General features: G+C 57.9%; 1 protein-coding gene. It reads right to left on the reverse strand.

The genetic code is table 11. From position 1 onward, the window contains the following. Positions 1-318 precede the first annotated feature (318 nt). Positions 319-1,581 (reverse strand): DUF5906 domain-containing protein (locus ACB039_RS20855; protein WP_371166368.1); only part of this gene is annotated, 1,263 nt, incomplete at its 5' end.

A 1,581-nucleotide genomic window follows, 5' to 3' on the forward strand; every position in this document is an offset into this window, starting at 1 on the left:
TTTGAGCGTGTAGGGTTTAAAATTCGGACCCTACCCAGACCCTACCGGCAACCCTACTTCCTACCCCTTACACTCATCAGACCAGGTGAAACATCACTACCAATTCGAGTCATACCCTGCGGGTAGGGATAACGCTAAAATGTAGGGTTTGGGTAGGGTTTAAAAATAATAACCCTACCTGCCTCTATCCCTTGTGTAGCAAGGATTTCAGCGATGCTGGGTAGGGTGGGTAGGGTTTATTTGTAAAAGTCCTACGTATAGTGAGACGGTAAACGCAGAGGACGACACTCGGCAGCCCTCGTTTCCTTCTGGCTGGCGTCATTCATCCCCAACATGGGCTGCCTGGGGCATGAACAACTCGGCCGCTTCGGTTGGTGTCACGTTCGTCTGTGCCTTGCCCTTAATCGTCCGGCTACTGTACTGGGTGCCGTACTCCTTGGCAGCAGCCTTGACCGCACGGGCAAACCCCTGAACGGATAGCGGACGACCCAAGCCATGATAATCCATGAAGGCAAGGTAGAGGTGGTAGAGATAGCGCCGTGGCTCCCGCTTGATCTCGGGATTGCCTCCCATCATCAGCCCCCTGGGTTCATCCAGAAAGGCCACCAGCCCGCACAGGTCGATCACCGGGTCGGTGGCCCGCTTGATGGTCAGGGCGTCGTCAGAGTTGCGCTGATCCAGCAGCAACAAGCGGGCTCCTTCAGGTTTGGCGAACTGGGTCAGCAAATGGCGGATCACCACGGGAAGCTCGGCGGCTATCTTGTCCCCGATCATCGGGTCTTTGTTTGCCTCGTCCACTACCCGGTTAAAGGTGAAGATCACCCGGCGCCGGGATACGCCCCCGTTGCGCTCGGTGATGATCATCGGTTCGTTGTTGGTGACCAGCACCACCGCCTGAATGACTGTGCTGAACTGCTTCTCATACTTGCCATCTATCTCGACCAGATCACCACCGGTGATCGCCTTGATGCCGCTGCCATCACCGATGTATTTGGACTGGTCAGGCAGGGCGATCAGCCGCTTGTCCACGAACTGAGCGCGGCCTCGGGCGGTGTCCAGTGCGGCCATGTTGCCGGAGCCCGTATTGCGCGGGCCACCAGCCAGCAGAGTCGCTATCCGGGCAAAGATGCTCTTGCCGCTGCCCCCTTCGCCAGTCACCTCAAGGAATAGCTGCCAGTCATAGCGGTTGGCCAGCACCATATAGAGGGCGGCTTTGATGCGAGCCATCTTGGTGGCGTCATCCTCTGCGGCATGGCTCAACCACTTGCTGAAACTGGGCGCGTGTTGCTCGATGGATTCACCAGGGCGCGGGGCTGCATACTCGATGCCGTTGTGGTTAAGCAGGCCATCGGCTGGCGAGTGTGGCCTAAACCGGCGTGTCGCCATGTCATAGACCCCATTGGCAAAGCCGATCAGCTCTTTGGTGGGTTGCCCCATGACAGGGATCATCAGCTTCATGGTAGAGACGGCGGCGGCTATCCCCTTGTCACCGAACGGGGCGCCATGTTCGGTAAAGATGGCGGCCATCTCGCGACGCAACTCGGTATCCGACAACGGCTCCCACAGACTACCGCTATAGCT

Origin of the sequence: Aeromonas sp. S2(2024) (assembly GCF_041402505.1) — a bacterium.
Lineage (GTDB): Bacteria > Pseudomonadota > Gammaproteobacteria > Enterobacterales > Aeromonadaceae > Aeromonas > Aeromonas media.